Here is a 15,538-nt window from a genome sequence, read left to right as displayed (position 1 = left end):
GTATGAGCAGCTCAGATTTCCCTTTTCCAGCAAACTCTGCTTCAGCCGCCTTTGTGTTACAAACTCTCATTAAGACCACACACCAAGTTCATCGTGAGTTCGAAAGGCTGTTATCGACTTTGGGATTACCATCCTACTTAACTGGACCACGTTTGCGCGTACTTTTGGATGTTTCTCAATATGGGAACATTCGAATGAGTGATTTGGCTAAAAACCTGGGAGTTGAGGCTCGGGTCATGACACAGTATGTAGATTCCTTAGAAAGACAAAATTTGCTAAAGCGGACGGCGGATCCCAATGACCGTCGGGCAACGCTGGTGAAATTGACGGATGAAGCACTCCCCATCATCGAAAATGCGCGAACCGCCATGGAACAAGCTGCCGAAAAAATATTTGAAGGAGTATCCTTCGACTCGCGCAAGCAGTTGATCCAGCAACTTAATCAGCTTACTCGAGGTTACGGCAAGTTTTAAGGCCATCCATTGCTGGATGGCCCTTTCCTAACAGTCATTTCTTTTTTCTTAACCGATATCCAAATCTGACTTCTTGAAAGTTTACGATGTTACGTCCTTACATTCATTTTATAAGAGTTTTCTTGTAATAGGGCTGTATCGATGGTTATTGCCACTCTCCGCTTTACCACTACTTGTGATACGGTTCACCGTATCTATTGATAGGGTAAACTAACATCCCCGGATCGTCTGCCATATACTAACCATTGGCAGAATGATATCATAGTAAAAAGAACAACTCAGGAGGTAAAAAGCTTTGGATGAGTTTTTGAAAGCATTAAATGAAGCAATTCATGCATGGTCTCACCTTAGTGAGGAGTGGGAGAAAATTGAAGCCGACTACAGCGACCAGCTATCTGAGGGATATCCCTTTGATAAGGATTTCCGGGAAGTAGTCTTTGATCTGATGAACTGGAAAGAAACCATCAGCAAGTAAAATGCCATTAAAAATGAGGCTGAGTTAATCTCAGCCTCGTCCTGTTCCCGATTTGCCTTTTCAATGTTGTCTCTCTTTTGCAAGTTCAATAAATGATCTTAAATCCATCAACCAGCTTTGCTGACTGGGTTTGTAGGTTTCATGCAGCCGTTTTGGCAGAATGAGTTGCAAGTTACTCGCCTGCATTTCGTCTGTCTGATTCTCACTTATACCCGGTTCGAGCGTAAAGAGGTGCTTATTCTGAATCCGCTGAGCTTCTGCCAGTACCTGCCGCCATCTATCTTTACATGTGGACTTGACGCCCAGCATGGTCAATCTGGATTCAGGGAACGACGGATCACGGTAATTATCAATATGCGGGAATAAAAAATCCGGTTTGGCCTTGTTTTCCGTTACTGCCGTTCGGGAATAAGTCAGGTTATGGGCCTTGAAGATTTCCTCCAAATGGTTTTCCAGAGCGTACCCGACACGTGATTTTCTGCGATTATGAACACTCAGTGAGAACTGGATAAAACCCTCAACATCAGTGTTCCCATCATCAAGAAAGCCTGTTTCCAGCCTCTTGGCCACGATATGACGTTCAAGTCTTTTGAACAGCTTCTCCTCCTGCTCAATCCATTTCAGCAGGGTCTGATCCGGTTCGTCATAAGGGGAGACATCCCTGAGAGTCCGTCTGGCCAAGTCCGAGAAAACAGACGTACTTGGAAACCCTCCATTGAAGTAGGGCTCGAGTATACCATCCAGATAATCGCTGTCAGGTTCCTCAACGACAATGCCCATTTCCTCAAGAATATAGCGGACAGCAAAATCAACTTCCGGGTCATGGCCATCCTCGATAGCCTGAAAATTGAAACTAAAACCTACCTGATCGACACCAAAAAGCCATAACAGCTGACTTTCGAGTGTACTTCCAAGAGGCACCAGAATCATGTAAATTTCGCCGTCAGGTCGTTTGGCGACAATCAGCATATCTGATTCTCTCGCCTGATCCATAACTTCGTTGCTCTTGAAGTATAATCTGTACTCTGAACGGGTAGGATGAGCCTCCCGAGCATCGTACCATGTCAGATACCCTTCACAGGAAAATCCTTCATTCTCACCGGCAAGCCACAGGAAACGAGCCTCATGTGATACGCGATCATCCCCGAAGATCGTGCGTAACGGTTTGCTTCCATTGAATTCATGCTGATTGGATACCGCGGTATTAACTTCTACTGCACTTAGCCTCTTGATAGCGATACCTTCAAAGTACTGTGAAAGAAATCCCCTCTGCATATAACACCCTCACAAATCATGGTTTGTCAGCATTGCCCACCAATCTCTATCGATGTCATATCAGTCGTCTGCAACCACTGGGCACATAGCTCTATTACTTCTTCGCTGTTGATACGGTATTTTCCTTTCAGGGAGCATTCCCATACAATTCCGACCCTCCAGCCCATCTCCTGAAGGCGAGCCAAGTTCTCTCTATCCACTTCCATGTTTCGGTTTATCTTTGTATGCCAGAACTCCTCATTTGACGAAGGCCATTTGAACAAATGGCAAGAGTGCCCATGCCAGAAGCATCCATTAGCAAAAATGACCGCCTTATACCGGAGAAAGACCAAGTCTGGCTTTCCCGGCAAGTTTCGGTCATGAAGTCGGTACCTGAAACCAAGCCTGTGAAGACCTTGTCGGAGAATCATCTCAGGCTTTGTATCCTTGCCCTTGATACCTGACATCATGCGACTTCTTGTTTCGGATGAAACGATATCAGGCATAGGCTTCAACCTTCTCAAACAACATTTCAACCTGATCAGTATCCTTGGCCGATCTCATTACCTTGAAGATGTAGGGGAGCATGTGTGCCCCCACAGCCTCAACAACAGGTACAGCAACGGAGTTTCCGAACTGCTTGTACGCCTGAGTATCAGATACAGGAATTACAAAGGATCGTTGCCCCGGCTTGTCGAACCCCATCAGTCTTGCACATTCACGGGGCGTCAGCCGCCGCGGATTCTTGCCCTCTTGTCTAATCAGTATTTCCGAGCCATCTTTGTAATACCGTGCAGAAAGTGTACGGGCTATATCATCAGGGCCAAACAATCCAAAACCAAAGCCATTTCCCTTCGCTCTATGTTTTTCTGCGTAATTTTGAAGGTATTCCCATAGCCGATCACTCAATGTATACTTATCCGCTACTTTGCCATTTGGTGCTTCCGTGTATGGAGCTTCAGGTGCTTCTGTTCCATTTTCCTGATGCAAAATCGAACCGAGCTTTGGCCCGAACTGAGGGAGCTTCAAGTCCTTGAATTCAAACCCGACATCATCGCGGAAACCCACAATGAAAATACGCTCCCTGTGCTGAGGAACAAAATGCTTCGCATCAATAACCCGGAAATCAACATAGTAACCAAGCTCTTCTTGTAATGTTCTCATAATTACCTTGAAGGTATTTCCCTTATCATGACTCACCAGATTCTTCACATTCTCAAGCAAAAATGCCTTTGGCCTGTGACGTTCTATCATCTGTGCAACATCAAAGAAAAGCGTGCCCTGAGTAGCATCATGGAATCCATGCGGGCGACCGAGTGAATTCTTTTTGGATACCCCTGCAATGGAGAATGGCTGGCAAGGAAAGCCCGCCACCAGTACGTCGTATTGAGGCATATTGTCCAAATCGACATCGCGGATATCGCCATTTACCGGGTGATCGCATTCATAATTGGCCTGATAGGTTTTTCTGCATGCCAAATCCCACTCGCTCGTAAATACACATTTGCCTCCGATTGATTCAAAAGCCTTCCGCAAACCGCCGATACCTGCAAACAAATCAATGAATCGAAAATTGGCTTCATTTTCCGAATGTTGGCCCGAACGCACATTGTAGATGGTTTTAAGCTCCCGGAGCAGGTTTTGCTCAGGTAAAGATTCACCCTTTTCCCAGCGGTAAATAGTGCGTTCGCTTTTCCCAAGCAATTCCGCAACCTCTCTGACGGAGTAACCCATCGTTTCTCTTATGTGTGCAAATTCAGTATTCTTGAATGTTTTCATTGTCGAACTAGCCTCCCTGTCAAAAATATTCCCAGGGGGAACGTTTTTGACATAAGAATATCACAAGCGAACACATTTTCGCAAACTTTATTTTTAAATGCAGGTCTCAAGTTTTTCGCGAAATAGATAAATACAAGTTTTACCTTGTCCGGTATCAAAGTTCTGGAATATTGAACCGATATTTATATTAATCACATTTCCAAGGAAAGCTTGGCTTGAGATAGAGTTATGCGATAAACAAAACCAGATTTATCTATCGGTAACAAGGGGGCTATTAAATGGACTTTCTATCACTGTATTTCAAAGGTGTTGCCGCAAAAATACTAAGTTCCGTTGAAATCAATAAGTGGAATAGCAATCAGCATGAGTTTCATGGGGTAAGAGTTTTGAAAAATATATTCGGGTTGAAAAGACAGTATTTTAATGCGAGATTCATTTATATAGACAAGCAGGGAAAATTGATGCAGGATACAGGAAGATTAACTTGGTATGATGCGAGAGAATATGACCCTGACAGAACAGAACACAGGTTATACTATACTGAATCTAATGCTATTAATTTTGCTCAAGAGAATGACTTAATGGTCGTTGGATTAAGAAGCGACAATACTGTTCTGGTCGTTATTGCAAATAGAGAAAGCGAGTTTTGCGAAAAATTGAAGTTTCTTTTTGGTGTTAAGCATATTAGCACTGAATATAAGTCAGTTAATCTGGAGAACAAAGAAATTACGAGTAATGACATTGATACCTTGCTGAAGATTGGAATAGCATTAAAATAAGTCGCTTTTCATGACAAGCCAGCCTGATATACTCAGGTTGGCTTCGTTGTTATATATAGAACGCAATTTCAAAATGTAACGTGAATTGGGAGTGAATTTAATTAAATTCCCGTTCTCCGGCTCGGTACCATCTTATACCGGTATAATTTTCGATAAATCAGTCGGGATCCCCTGCTTTATACTGATGATGCCCTTCTACTGGCAAATCAATATTCTATATATCGTTAACATAGAAGAATTGTAACGTAGCATTAATATAATGATCCGAATTCGGTTTTGAATCGGCTTGGGAATTAAATCAAAAAACTGGCAGCTAACATGTAGAATCAATTACTACTATCTACAACCAACCTCTTTTATGTGCATACCACCCGAACCAGATGATTCCTGCAAGCATTATAGTGAGGAATGGAATTTCCTTTATACAGTAGAGAACAAACCGAAGAAGGTGGTAAGCGATCCATAAGCCAATGATGTACAGCGGCCATGTATAGATGTGTTCATACCAAAATGATCCGATCTCCAGCCATGGCTTCAGCCAATAAATACCGATAGGATAGAGAGCAATCATCAAGATAATGATCAGACATCCGATACTTCCGGCAGTATCCTTGGGCCGCTCAGGCTTATGACCTAGCAACTTATGCAATCCCGCTTTAAATGCTTCCCCTAAAAACAATTCGATGAGCTTATCCAATATATATCCTGCCTCCCGGCTAAGTCCTTGAATGCAGACAAAAGCGGAAAGAACAGGTTCGTCCTCTCCGCCGCGATGTTTCTTCCAGTAACTTCAGTATCCGTATCCTCCGCGAATACGGTCTTCCATGTGCGTAGCCTGAGTCAATATCAGACATGCGACAATGAACAAAGCAACGCCGATCCAGATATGTTTTCCCCTCTTTTTCGATATTGCAGTGATCGTGTAGACAATGCTGCTCACTTGAATAATTGCTCCGACGATTTTCAATAACAATGCTGTTGTTGCCATAATTCAGACCTTCCTTCTTACAAAGACATCATCCATTCTCCCACTCGTATAGTGAAATTGCGTTGCTCATGTGGATGGCTACACATTTACAGATTGATTCTGCGGATGGATTTGCTCTCGTCGTCGTAGAAAATGACATTTCCGTTGTTGTCGAAACTCAACTGCTTCATCTTCTTGATCGGTGTACCATCCTTGTATTTCAAATTGCTCTCGTCAACGAAGGTAATCATATTACCGCCCGCTCCCATCTCATATACCGTTCCCGCGTTCGTCATATACAACTTGCCATTGTTCGCGGCTACGCTGTCAAAACGAATGTCTTCATATTCAGATACCTTGTCTACCTTCACCGGAAACAGTTGCAGGCTGTACATTTTGCTTCGCCCAAACACATACAAGTTGTTGTTTGTCGCGAATGCCCCGGCAACTGGAGCGTAGCCGTAGTAATCAGACAGATCAAGCGTACTGTAGTCTGTGCTACTGGCTACCCGTTCTACTTGAGCCTGATTAAGCTGGCCCTCATACACATGCGATTCATGGGTGCCTGTGACACCATACAGAACGCTCCGGGAATCAGGAAAAGTGATGAAGTCATAGAACCGGGCTTCCTCATGGTTCAAGTCATACGTTGCTACACTAACGCCGGATGTGATGTCGTAGATGATGGAACGAGCCGACACCTTCGCAGCAAGGTACAGCTTGTTGTTCGCATTGTTGTAAGCTAGCTTCATCGGTGTCAGACTTTTGTAGTCAAAATGCTTGTTCTGCCCATTGGCGTTCTTGTAATCCCAGTTGAAGTCTTTATCAATGGTCTTGTAGGTTTCTACAGTTCCATTCGAGTTGTTGAACTTGCGAATCTTCATCTTCTGGCTGTCCAGAAAGTAAACGTTATTGTCCTTGTCGACAACCATGCTGTCGATCTGATTGATTTTGGCCATACGCACTGGCCCGTCTACATCACCTGCACCTGATCCGCCAACAAGCGTTTCTACACTGAATTTCTCTGCTTGTGACGGCTGTTGCGGTTCGGTAGATGGTGATGAACCCGTTCCTGATGGATCTGGTTTTGTTGCCGGAAGCGTTGGTGAGGTAGTCGATGGATTGCCGCCCCCGACTTCTTTATTGTCACTTCCATATTGGTACGCCCTCCAGAGCATTACTGTAGCTTCAGCACGAGTAACAGTTGCTTGCGGACGGAATGTTTCATCGGGGAACCCGGAGACCAATCCATTCTCGACTGCTATGGCTACGTAATTTTTGGCGGACTCGGATATGCCGTTGTAATCTTTAAACATCGCTTGAATGGTGCTTTGATCTGGCAAGCGGCTCATATCGTATCCTTTTAACTTGACGAGGGCTACTGTGATATCTTCACGCAAGGCAGGTGCAGAAGGATTGAAAATGTACTGGCCGTTTGCCGTACGATACCCGTTCAGGTAGTCCTTAACCGCTTCTGCAAACGGTGATGCCCAGTTTGTAGCCGGAATATCGGAAAATGATGAATAATTCACCTTGTTTGGCTTAATACCTGAAGCCGTTACCATGATCTTTGCGAATTCAGCCCGAGTGATGGTGTTCTCTGGTCGAAACTTGTGATCGGGATAACCGTCAATCACTTTCCGATTAACCATTTCAGCTATGTACTTGTAAGCCCAATGCGTTGTCGGAAGGTCTGTAAATGACACTGATGGTGTCTTTTCCGGTGCATTCTGCCATTCTTCTCCGTACTCAGGTAGTGCTGCTGACGCTGTTCCAAGCATGCTGAACATTAAAAGTGCTGTAATGATTAGCGATGTCATTCTCTTCATTGACATGGTGTGTTTCTCCTTTCGGTGCAGATGATTGTTTTTCAATTCTCTTTGGATGATTTGTTTCCTCTGGTTTTAGCGGCACCTCCCCATTGGTGAGGTTTGTAGAATTATGGCAGTAGCCAGTCAGGGCTATTATACAGTTATTTAACTTATATGTGTAGTTCGAGTGTCACTATGATAGGATAAGCGTCTCAGTCGTCCTCTACTAATCTGAAGTAGGGGTGACGTAATGGTAGAATTCAAACAATTGGTTGGGGATCAAATCCGCAACATCCGAAAACTTAGAGGGATGACGCAAGAGCTGTTGGCGGAGCAATCCGGCCTAAGCTATAGCTATATAAGCGATGTGGAAAGAGGAACCCGTAATATATCACTGGAATCGCTGGGCAAGATCATTGCAGCACTCGGAATCAAGCCTGCCGAGCTATTTGAGATTGCAGATGGCAATGCAAAGCATCCTGATGCAGATGAGATTCAGAATAAGATCAGGGCTTTGAACACATTAATAGCTGATCGTAGCGTAGATGAGGTCAATTTCGTGCTTACAATGGCCCGCGAATTCCTGAACGCTATGGATCGCAAAGGACGTTAAAAGAAGACTGCATTCGATAAAAAAGGCCCAATAGGGGGAAAAATCACATATATTTTCCGGGGATACCACCCTGCATTATTTGCGAGGGGGTGGCCTGCCGTTTCATGCCCCACCCCTGTTGTACGAAAGACTTGGTATCAGTCGCTTGCCGACAGTGATCCAAGTCTTTTTTCGTTTTGAAACCCGGATTGTTGATTCTCGTAGACAATCACCATAACCGAATGAAAGGATTGCTGTTGAATGAATCAGATCGGAGAGCAGTTACAGGTGATGTATTTGGAATACTGGAACCGGTTGAAAGGAGCACTTGCAGATGGGAACGTTAACCTGCATAGCTTATCTAATCCGTTTCTGATCGATGCGGATGAGCCTTATCAAGAGGCTTCGATCAAAGTACTATTTGTTGGGAAGGAAACAAACGGTTGGGGACAATATATTGATCACGTAGATCGAGAACCGGAGGAGGCAATTTGCGACTTACAGAACGATTACATCCGGTTCAGGCGGGATGGTAAATGGGGACATACACCTTTCTGGAGAGCATGCAGAATCATCTATGATAAGCTAAATACCGGCGGCCCTAAAGACGGTTATATGACCAGCAATCTGATCAAGCTCGATCAGAACAGGACAAGACCCTCACCCGAAGTTGAAGAGATTATCTGCAACAATTTCCCGTTGCTACCTTATGAGATTAAGATACTTAGTCCTGATGTTGTTCTCTTTTTTACCGGGCCGTATTATGACGACAGACTGCAACGAACTTTTGCCGGGTCGGTTCTGGATTCAGTGAATGGAATGCCGCTCAATCTGTTATGTCGAGTCATCCATGATAAGCTGCCGTATCACTCTTATCGTACCTATCATCCGGGCTACTCGTTGCGAGGAAATAAGGCGAAGGTAGCCAGATTCGATCCGGTAGTCGATGCCATCGTCAATCTTGTACTGCAAAAATATTGATTTCCAGCGAGTCAGGGAGCGATCCTTGGCTCGCTTTGTTTTTATACCGCTATTCCACTTGAAAGGGGGTGAACAACATGGTTGTGAAAATAGGATTGCCAGAAGATGTTTCTACCGTTCTGAAGCAGCTTGTTATGAATGGACACTTCAGTATGGCTGGCCGCGTTCTTCTAACCTACTGCCGCCGAACCTATGGCGTAGATGAAGAAACCGCCGCTCGCTGGACCGTTGCCTACTTTCAACGCGAATTTCCCGGGCAACTGCAACGGCACAGGAAACGACTGGCGGGGGCGTGAGGATGTACGATTTCGGAGGAAAGGAGACTGGAGAGATGACTTACGAATCATTCAAACGTAACAGCCAGAAGGAATATCTCGGATTCTGCGAACAAAAAGGATACATCTACTCTGTAAAGCTGGATGCAGGGAAGCATGCCGTTGTCGCCCTTCGCAATGGACAGGTTACGGTTCTGATTACTTACACCGTTCAGGCATCGCCGATCTTCAGATGAATGGCGGAGCTCGTCGGAAACGGCAACTGTCGCCATTCAAGCGAATAGGACGGTCAATGCAGGTAGCCGTGCTGTTGTATCGACAGGAGGGTTATTTTCCATGCCATTGAAGGGAGGTGAGTCACATGGAGAACGTGCAGGATTTGTTAGCCAGAAGGAACCAGTTGATGGCAGCAATGCGGATGATGGATCGCAACGCCAGCTTTGATACTGAGGAAGGCAGGGTATACGCTCATACGCTGGTCAAGCTGGTCATGATTGAAATGCAGATTGAAGCTCAAGAAAAAGAAAAAGTCGCCCGCAAATAGAGACGGAGCGACAAAGAAAAAATACGTTGTCATCATCATAATTCAAATTCATCTATCACGCAACAGGAGGAGCCGCCGCGGCTTCTCCTTTTTGCATTTCAATGGAGGTCAACCACATGAATGTATATGAAATGTCGTCAATCAAAACGCTGTTTACCGAGGCACTTGCCGAAAAGCCGGATTCCTATGTCGTGGATCAAATCTTTGCCCGTTTCCCGTCGCTGACCGATCTGATGAATGTCACTGAGCAGGAACTGACCGCCATCAAGGGCATCGGCAAAGTGAAAGCACGCCAAATCATCGCCGCCCTGCAACTCGCACGGAGATTGAATGCACCTGTTTACAGTCATCCGCATGTGATTCGCTCCCCCAAGGATGCAGCCGATTTGCTGATTCCAGAGATGAGGTATCTGCAACAGGAGCACTTCGTTGTTCTTTTTCTGAACACCAAGAACCATGTCATCGGGCGACCGGAGACGATCTCGAAAGGTTCGCTCAATGCAGCCATCGTGCATCCACGCGAAGTCTTTCGAGCTGCCATCAAGCGATCCGCAGCCTCAATCGTAGTTTCGCACAACCATCCGAGCGGCGACTGCACACCGTCACAAGAAGACATTCAACTCACGGCTCGTCTGGTCGAAGCCGGGGATGTGACTGGCATCGAAGTGCTCGATCATATCATTGTAGGCGGGGACCAATTCATCAGTCTCAGGGAACGGGGTCTTATGACTTCGTAATCAGCGGATATTGAACGCAGTTCCATCCGCAGCGGCTTGCTGTAATAGCTGGCCGCTGTCTTCTTAGATCACCAAATTCACATTGGAGGAATATACGCATGAACAACCATCAGCAACAATTTCAGTTACCAACTGCAACGAACGGAAGCAAGGTCGAACTTCATCCGCATCCGACAGTTTCGATTACGGCAGTTGTTGTGCTGCAAAACATAACATTACCGGACGCTTCAAGGAAGCTCGTATGTGAATCGGAATGCCGGAATGAACGGATTGAAATCATGGTGCCGAAGGATGTTCCATTCAGCGGGCTGCGGGTCAAATTCAGGTTCATCCGTGAAACAATCGAGCAATGAGTGGCTGGAAGGTATATCTGTTCAAAATGTACAGTCCCGGAGCAGTCAGCGGTGGAATGTTTGCGGATCGCCAGATGAAGGAATTGTACATCAATGTGGATTTATTGCGGATGCCTCTGCGGGCAATAGTCAAGCTGATCGGTAGCTTGCCCGATCTGCTGTCCGCATTATCAGAACGAGTGAAATCGGCTGTAGACGGATTGTATAAGTCAGACAGGACAAAGATCTTCCGAGTGAACCAACAAGCTTCTGTGGGGCTCACAGTAAGCGAGAATGGCCTTTGCTTCCCTTCCCATTATGTCTTTTCTGCGGACGAACTCTTTGTACATGTTTCGATCAACGACAATGAGGTTTATCTGCGGTGCGACAACGGATGGAGGTTGTTCTTTCAATCGCAATTGCCGTTACCGTTCTACGCTTACAAAACTCCTATCGAGGTCAGGAGCCAAGGCTATACCATCCCTTTGCCGCTTGATGTTTGCTATGGACTGAAGCGTGATCATAAGGAATTGCATTTCGTGGTGTATGCGGATTAAGGCCTGCCCATATCCTGCATCAGCAACAGGAAAGGCGGCTCGCTTCGCTCGCCGATCAAAGACCACCCTCTCCGCTCCCTGAGGGAGGACGTAAAGGGTTCCCACCCTTTACAATCCCGTCACTCGCCGTACGGCGTTCCTCAGCTAACGCTGAGGACACGAAGGAGTGTCGGCTCATGGCATCGCTCTGTCAAGGGTAAAGGCTTCGCCCCTGCGGCCCTTGACTGGCTTCCTGTGGCCCATTACCGCACTCAGGTGCAATGCGAACACTGATGGAAAGACGGGGCCGCTCGCTTCGCTCGCGGCCCCCTCACAACATGTCAGCTTAATACGTCGGTAAAGTAGTTTTGTCGCAGCCTGTATTTCTCTTTGCCGACATACGGTTCTAAAGGGGCTCCGGTACAATGCAGATTAATCGGATCAATACTCATCGTTCTGTAAGTTAATGTGTCTTTCCCTCTCCAGCTTGCTTTGAGTACCGGGAAGATTCTCTTCATTAAATGCAAATGCGGCGACATCGAGAGCCATTGGTCGAGCTCCTTCTTAAACAAAGCACCAACATCAACAAGAGGATGCCGGAATGCTTCGTGCATTTTCAACTTCCGCTTCTCTTCCTTGGTCAAGGTCATGTAGGCTTCCTGAAATGTTCCGAATTTGTTGATGCGTCGCATGATCTTGTCCCTGCCGCTGAACTTATCAATATCAACGATGACTACATTTTTCAAAGCATCATCCTGTTCATCCAGCAGAAATCGAGACAGAGTTGGTCTTGCATGCTTGTCCCGCCTTTTTCTGCGTTTCTCAAGGCGAATCCACTCTTCGTCGTCACGGTCTTGCTCCTTCGCCTTATCGTATATGATGACCTGCTGGCCCTTTTTACTGCCGAACATAAATGTCTGGTCAAGATCATTGTAGTTTCGCGGTTTCTTCTTCTGATAGCCGACGTAGATACGCTTCGCAAACTCCTTCGAGGTTTGAAAGCGGAGCCAATCATGCTTATCATCGTTGTGAGCGACTTGTGCATCGAGATGACTGCCGATAATGAAGTCGATCAACGCGAGTACATCATCGGGTGAGAGCTGGTGCTTCCAAGGGTTCAACATGATGGATGTCATCGGAGCCTGCGGGTTAGCCTGCATCCACTGTACGCTGAACAAGTCATGCACCAGCCTGTACCGGTAAAAGGTTTCATCATCGTCCGTCTCGAATCTCGCGGGCCGAATCAGGTCAACGAACGCTTGTGTTGGCGGCTCATCTGAACAAAGGATCAGCTTGTCGTAAGGACAGTCAAAGTGCTTCACCTTGCTGGCGGATTGAATGCTTTGAATGATCGGCACGGTGTTCAACAACTCCGCTGCCCTTTGTTTATTGTACAGAAACATGCGGTTTCACCTCAAATATCGAGAGGGCCTGAAGCCTTACGGGACAAGGGATTAAGCCCTCTCAGTTGTCATTCTTGTACACCTGTTGTTAGAGCTTCATCTTCTGCTTCCGATGGGTGATCCAACATGCGATTCAATGCCAGAGCAAGCTGTTCAATAAAGTCTTGCTCTTTCCTTCGCTTGTCGTGAACGATTTCAAACGCATCGTCAATCTCGTTCAGGTCAATGCCAATATCGAGGATAAAGTCCATAGCAACCTCCAAATTATTTATATTTAAGTATTTGTAATTATATATTTGCAAACCATCATAGCAGAGTTTATAATCACTGTAAACCTGCTTGTACAGAAAGGATGATCATCCATGCCAAGACGGATTCTCACTCGCGAAGAGTTTGAATATTTGAAGACGAGCGATTTGGGAGAGCGATTAAAGTTCTTCAGAAAGGAAGCCGGAAAGCTACACTCAAGCAAATCCTTTACAACGACTGCAATGAGTGAGCGTGTCGGTGTCAGTCACCAGACAATCATCTCCATCGAACGCGGGGATTCCAAGAAACCTGCTTATCAGCTCATCTACAGAATTACGCAAGATTTAGGCATCCCCTTTGACGCATTGACGGATTATTTCTATCAAGGAGAACTTCGGTTGATAGCTATCGGGGAACCCAACGAACCCGCTTTAGAATCAACTGAGGAAAGCTCACTGTCTTATATCGGTGCCATTGTCTATCAAGCGTTCACGGATGGGATGATGCGATTTATTCATGACCTCCAATCCTCCCGCCCTCTCGACAAAGAGCAATTCATCGCTTCCTTGGGCCGCATAATTGGAGAACTGGAGTCACTTAAATCATCCGAGGAATTGTTCAATCAGCCGCACCCGGCAGTCAAAGCCAGTGCTCTGTTCAATGAAATGGGCAAGCACCCGAATGCATTTCCTGTTTTCCCTCGTGCTTCATGGAACGATCATCAATCCAGCTTCATTAGTAACTACGAAAACAAAGGAGAAGACGAACAATGAGCAAGTTGAAAGCGGCTCTATACGCCCGAGTGAGTACGGAAGAGCAAGCCAAGGAAGGGTATAGCATTGCTGCTCAAATCTCGGAAATCAGGAAGTATGCGGAGCAGAACGACCTTGAAATTGTGGATGAATATGTGGATGAAGGTGCGAGCGGCAAAAGCATTGCAGGCCGTCCGCAGATGAAACGGCTCCTGAAGGATGCTAATCAGCAGAAGTTCGGGGTTGTCATCATTTATAAAATTGACCGTCTGGCCCGTAAACTAAAAGATGCTTTGGAGATCAGCGAAACACTCGAAAGAAACAACGTCAGGCTGATCAGTCTCAACGAGAAATTCGATACGACAACGGCTTTTGGCCGGACTGCATTCCAGATGATATGTTCATTCGCGGAACTCGAACGTAATAACATTGTCGAACGAGTAAAGCTTGGGATGGAACAGCGAGCCAAGGAAGGCAAGTACAACGGAGGAAAGGTGCTGGGGTACGACAACATTGAAAAAGAACTTGTCATCAACGAGTATGAAGCCGTCATCGTCCGCAAAATATTCGATTATGCCAATCAGGGACTCGGATTCAAAGCCATCACCCGCCGTCTGAATGAAGAAGGCTATCGTTCCAAAATGGACAAGCCGTTCAACGTCTGCGGGATCAAGACGATCCTCAACAACCCCATCTACATCGGAAAGATACGGTACAATCAACTGCAAGATTGGTCTGAGAAACGCAGGAAAGGAAAGAATCCCGACTTTCTTCTTGTTGACGGAACGCATGAATCGCTTATTGCCTCCGAACTATGGGAGAGTGTCCATCAGAAGCTTGGTCGGCGTTCCTACAAGCCGTCCCGCTCCCATCAGCCATACATTCTGAGCGGATTGCTCAGATGTCCTGTCTGTGGTCATGGCATGGTTCCTGCCCGTTCCAAAGGTGCTGGAGGCAAATCATATCGATACTACATCTGCGGTCAGTTCCATAACAAGGGCAAGACCGTTTGCCGCTCTAACATGATGCGGGCCGACGTAGCCGAACAGCAGGTGCTTGATGAACTTGTAAAAGTAGCATCACGTCCTGACATTCTGAGAAAACTGGTCGATAAAATCAATGCCATGCGTTCAAATGCAGACACCCCGTTAATAGATGAAAAGAAAGCACTTGTTGCCGAGTTGAATACCAACAGCAAGAAACTTCAGAAAATAAAGGACAACATCCTGAATGATCCTGAGTTGGCTGCAATATTCAAGGACGATCTCAAGGAAACGCACGCCCGACAAGAACAGCTGCAAAAAAGGCTTGAAGCCATCGAAGCTGAATTAGATGAACAATTCAACAAGCCTGTTGATTTCGATTCGTTGCAAAAACTGTTGACGCTGATTCAGGACGCACTCATGAAGATCGATGCGGATGAACAAAAGGCGTTATTGCGGCTAATGGTCGAAAGCATCCGCATCACCAAAGAATCCCCAAGGCGGGTCGGACGGCAGATCACCCAGATCAACTTACACTTCGATTTTACCATCGAGTCCATGCAAAGGGATTCTGCCGTCCTCCTCAGTCGCCTAGCGGAAACGCGAGCACTGGATT

Annotated in this window: 20 protein-coding genes and 1 pseudogene; 13 read left to right on the top strand and 8 right to left on the bottom strand. The window is 46.1% G+C overall.

Annotated features, from left to right (window positions below; genetic code table 11):
- Positions 1-2 precede the first annotated feature (2 nt).
- A complete protein-coding gene (locus DLM86_RS19850; RefSeq protein WP_158289577.1) occupies positions 3-473 on the top strand; it encodes a MarR family winged helix-turn-helix transcriptional regulator in 471 nt (156 codons plus the stop codon).
- 295 nt (positions 474-768) lie between these two features.
- On the top strand, positions 769-948 hold the full coding sequence (locus DLM86_RS19845) for a hypothetical protein (protein ID WP_110841805.1): 180 nt from the start codon (positions 769-771) through the stop codon (positions 946-948).
- Between the two features lie 60 nt (positions 949-1,008).
- On the opposite strand, the gene DLM86_RS19840 is transcribed toward DLM86_RS19845, so the two are convergent.
- Genes DLM86_RS19840 through dcm form a run of 3 tightly spaced genes read right to left on the bottom strand, consistent with a single transcriptional unit; the run spans position 1,009 to position 3,981 of the window.
- A complete protein-coding gene (locus DLM86_RS19840; protein ID WP_110841804.1) occupies positions 1,009-2,223 on the bottom strand; it encodes a type II restriction endonuclease in 1,215 nt (404 codons plus the stop codon).
- A 26-nt stretch (positions 2,224-2,249) separates the two neighbouring features.
- Positions 2,250-2,669 (bottom strand): very short patch repair endonuclease, encoded by a 420-nt coding sequence (locus DLM86_RS19835; protein WP_245954781.1) that lies wholly within the window; start codon positions 2,667-2,669, stop codon positions 2,250-2,252.
- Between the two features lie 31 nt (positions 2,670-2,700).
- Entirely contained in the window at positions 2,701-3,981 is a 1,281-nt protein-coding gene (gene dcm, locus DLM86_RS19830) for a DNA (cytosine-5-)-methyltransferase (protein ID WP_110841802.1), read from the bottom strand.
- A 278-nt stretch (positions 3,982-4,259) separates the two neighbouring features.
- On the opposite strand from dcm, the gene DLM86_RS19825 reads away from it, so the two are divergent.
- The gene (locus DLM86_RS19825) at positions 4,260-4,760 is read left to right on the top strand and encodes a hypothetical protein (RefSeq protein ID WP_110841801.1); all 501 of its coding nucleotides are present in this window, start codon (positions 4,260-4,262) and stop codon (positions 4,758-4,760) included.
- Between the two features lie 340 nt (positions 4,761-5,100).
- Here the strand turns inward: DLM86_RS19825 and DLM86_RS19820 are convergent, their stop codons facing one another.
- The 3 genes from DLM86_RS19820 to DLM86_RS19810 form a co-directional block, all read right to left on the bottom strand.
- Positions 5,101-5,457: a hypothetical protein gene (locus DLM86_RS19820; protein ID WP_110841800.1), complete on the bottom strand. Its 357-nt coding sequence runs from the start codon at positions 5,455-5,457 to the stop codon at positions 5,101-5,103.
- A gap of 93 nt (positions 5,458-5,550) precedes the next feature.
- Positions 5,551-5,748 (bottom strand): hypothetical protein, encoded by a 198-nt coding sequence (locus DLM86_RS19815; RefSeq protein ID WP_110841799.1) that lies wholly within the window; start codon positions 5,746-5,748, stop codon positions 5,551-5,553.
- 86 nt (positions 5,749-5,834) lie between these two features.
- Positions 5,835-7,562, bottom strand: coding sequence for an S-layer homology domain-containing protein (locus DLM86_RS19810; RefSeq protein ID WP_110841798.1), 1,728 nt, complete (start codon positions 7,560-7,562; stop codon positions 5,835-5,837).
- A 226-nt stretch (positions 7,563-7,788) separates the two neighbouring features.
- Here DLM86_RS19810 and DLM86_RS19805 point away from each other — a divergent pair, with 226 nt between their 5' ends.
- The 8 genes from DLM86_RS19805 to DLM86_RS19770 all read left to right on the top strand — a co-directional run bounded on the left by DLM86_RS19805 (position 7,789) and on the right by DLM86_RS19770 (position 11,556).
- Positions 7,789-8,151 (top strand): helix-turn-helix domain-containing protein, encoded by a 363-nt coding sequence (locus tag DLM86_RS19805; RefSeq protein WP_110841797.1) that lies wholly within the window; start codon positions 7,789-7,791, stop codon positions 8,149-8,151.
- Positions 8,152-8,391: 240 nt separating this feature from the next.
- Complete coding sequence (locus DLM86_RS19800; protein WP_110841796.1) at positions 8,392-9,111, top strand: hypothetical protein; 720 nt, start codon at positions 8,392-8,394, stop codon at positions 9,109-9,111.
- A 77-nt stretch (positions 9,112-9,188) separates the two neighbouring features.
- Positions 9,189-9,407: a hypothetical protein gene (locus DLM86_RS19795; protein ID WP_110841795.1), complete on the top strand. Its 219-nt coding sequence runs from the start codon at positions 9,189-9,191 to the stop codon at positions 9,405-9,407.
- Between the two features lie 35 nt (positions 9,408-9,442).
- Entirely contained in the window at positions 9,443-9,622 is a 180-nt protein-coding gene (locus DLM86_RS19790; protein ID WP_110841794.1) for a hypothetical protein, read from the top strand.
- A gap of 125 nt (positions 9,623-9,747) precedes the next feature.
- Complete coding sequence (locus DLM86_RS19785) at positions 9,748-9,930, top strand: hypothetical protein (protein ID WP_110841793.1); 183 nt, start codon at positions 9,748-9,750, stop codon at positions 9,928-9,930.
- Positions 9,931-10,046: 116 nt separating this feature from the next.
- Entirely contained in the window at positions 10,047-10,667 is a 621-nt protein-coding gene (gene radC / locus DLM86_RS19780; protein ID WP_110842067.1) for a RadC family protein, read from the top strand.
- 98 nt (positions 10,668-10,765) lie between these two features.
- Positions 10,766-11,020, top strand: coding sequence for a hypothetical protein (locus DLM86_RS19775; protein ID WP_110841792.1), 255 nt, complete (start codon positions 10,766-10,768; stop codon positions 11,018-11,020).
- Between the two features lie 56 nt (positions 11,021-11,076).
- Entirely contained in the window at positions 11,077-11,556 is a 480-nt protein-coding gene (locus DLM86_RS19770) for a hypothetical protein (RefSeq protein ID WP_146250260.1), read from the top strand.
- Positions 11,557-11,876: 320 nt separating this feature from the next.
- Here the strand turns inward: DLM86_RS19770 and DLM86_RS19765 are convergent, their stop codons facing one another.
- A complete protein-coding gene (locus DLM86_RS19765; protein WP_110841790.1) occupies positions 11,877-12,938 on the bottom strand; it encodes a hypothetical protein in 1,062 nt (353 codons plus the stop codon).
- 68 nt (positions 12,939-13,006) lie between these two features.
- Positions 13,007-13,189 carry a hypothetical protein gene (locus tag DLM86_RS19760; protein ID WP_110841789.1) on the bottom strand — a complete coding sequence of 61 codons (183 nt, stop codon included), beginning with the start codon at positions 13,187-13,189 and terminating at the stop codon, positions 13,007-13,009.
- 111 nt (positions 13,190-13,300) lie between these two features.
- Here DLM86_RS19760 and DLM86_RS19755 point away from each other — a divergent pair, with 111 nt between their 5' ends.
- Positions 13,301-13,960 (top strand): helix-turn-helix transcriptional regulator, encoded by a 660-nt coding sequence (locus DLM86_RS19755; RefSeq protein WP_110841788.1) that lies wholly within the window; start codon positions 13,301-13,303, stop codon positions 13,958-13,960.
- Positions 13,957-14,994: pseudogene (locus tag DLM86_RS32790) on the top strand (recombinase family protein); the annotation flags it as partial. The gene DLM86_RS19755 and the pseudogene DLM86_RS32790, both read left to right, overlap by 4 nt.
- Positions 14,995-15,538: the final 544 nt, after the last annotated feature.

This window comes from Paenibacillus flagellatus, from assembly GCF_003217775.1.
GTDB classification, from domain to species: domain Bacteria; phylum Bacillota; class Bacilli; order Paenibacillales; family NBRC-103111; genus Paenibacillus_AB; species Paenibacillus_AB flagellatus.
The sequence above is the reverse complement of the archived record's forward strand: the minus strand, read 5'-3'. Positions and strand labels throughout refer to the sequence as shown.

Bases quoted from the DNA above. Each gene is read 5' to 3' on its own strand.
- DLM86_RS19850 (WP_158289577.1), top strand. From the start codon at position 3: ATGAGCAGCTCAGATTTCCCTTTTCCAGCAAACTCTGCTTCAGCCGCC.
- DLM86_RS19840 (WP_110841804.1), bottom strand. From the start codon at position 2,223: ATGCAGAGGGGATTTCTTTCACAGTACTTTGAAGGTATCGCTATCAAG.
- DLM86_RS19835 (WP_245954781.1), bottom strand. From the start codon at position 2,669: ATGTCAGGTATCAAGGGCAAGGATACAAAGCCTGAGATGATTCTCCGA.
- dcm (WP_110841802.1), bottom strand. From the start codon at position 3,981: ATGAAAACATTCAAGAATACTGAATTTGCACACATAAGAGAAACGATG.
- DLM86_RS19825 (WP_110841801.1), top strand. From the start codon at position 4,260: ATGGACTTTCTATCACTGTATTTCAAAGGTGTTGCCGCAAAAATACTA.
- DLM86_RS19815 (WP_110841799.1), bottom strand. From the start codon at position 5,748: ATGGCAACAACAGCATTGTTATTGAAAATCGTCGGAGCAATTATTCAA.
- DLM86_RS19810 (WP_110841798.1), bottom strand. From the start codon at position 7,562: ATGTCAATGAAGAGAATGACATCGCTAATCATTACAGCACTTTTAATG.
- DLM86_RS19805 (WP_110841797.1), top strand. From the start codon at position 7,789: ATGGTAGAATTCAAACAATTGGTTGGGGATCAAATCCGCAACATCCGA.
- DLM86_RS19800 (WP_110841796.1), top strand. From the start codon at position 8,392: ATGAATCAGATCGGAGAGCAGTTACAGGTGATGTATTTGGAATACTGG.
- DLM86_RS19795 (WP_110841795.1), top strand. From the start codon at position 9,189: ATGGTTGTGAAAATAGGATTGCCAGAAGATGTTTCTACCGTTCTGAAG.
- DLM86_RS19790 (WP_110841794.1), top strand. From the start codon at position 9,443: ATGACTTACGAATCATTCAAACGTAACAGCCAGAAGGAATATCTCGGA.
- DLM86_RS19785 (WP_110841793.1), top strand. From the start codon at position 9,748: ATGGAGAACGTGCAGGATTTGTTAGCCAGAAGGAACCAGTTGATGGCA.
- radC (WP_110842067.1), top strand. From the start codon at position 10,047: ATGAATGTATATGAAATGTCGTCAATCAAAACGCTGTTTACCGAGGCA.
- DLM86_RS19775 (WP_110841792.1), top strand. From the start codon at position 10,766: ATGAACAACCATCAGCAACAATTTCAGTTACCAACTGCAACGAACGGA.
- DLM86_RS19770 (WP_146250260.1), top strand. From the start codon at position 11,077: ATGTTTGCGGATCGCCAGATGAAGGAATTGTACATCAATGTGGATTTA.
- DLM86_RS19765 (WP_110841790.1), bottom strand. From the start codon at position 12,938: ATGTTTCTGTACAATAAACAAAGGGCAGCGGAGTTGTTGAACACCGTG.
- DLM86_RS19760 (WP_110841789.1), bottom strand. From the start codon at position 13,189: ATGGACTTTATCCTCGATATTGGCATTGACCTGAACGAGATTGACGAT.
- DLM86_RS19755 (WP_110841788.1), top strand. From the start codon at position 13,301: ATGCCAAGACGGATTCTCACTCGCGAAGAGTTTGAATATTTGAAGACG.